Genomic DNA, 211 nt, shown 5'->3' with positions numbered 1-211 from the left:
TAATAAGTGGCGGAACGGACGGGACTCGAACCCGCGACCCCCTGCGTGACAGGCAGGTATTCTAACCAACTGAACTACCGCTCCACCGAATTTCTTTGTCACCACCCGGATTCTTCATCCCGGTTTACTGCAATTTGATGCCTGGCAGTTCCCTACTCTCGCATGGGGAGACCCCACACTACCATCGGCGCTACGGCGTTTCACTTCTGAG

1 tRNA gene is annotated in these 211 nt (G+C 55.5%); it reads right to left on the bottom strand.

Going from position 1 to position 211, the window contains the following annotated elements:
* Positions 1-7: 7 nt before the first annotated feature.
* Positions 8-84, bottom strand: a tRNA-Asp gene (locus tag OGY18_RS00975).
* Between the last annotated feature and the right edge of the window lie 127 nt (positions 85-211).

Origin of the sequence: Citrobacter sp. Cpo142 (genome assembly GCF_030332425.1) — a bacterium.
Classification (GTDB): domain Bacteria; phylum Pseudomonadota; class Gammaproteobacteria; order Enterobacterales; family Enterobacteriaceae; genus Citrobacter; species Citrobacter portucalensis.
The sequence above is the reverse complement of the archived record's forward strand: the minus strand, read 5'-3'. Positions and strand labels throughout refer to the sequence as shown.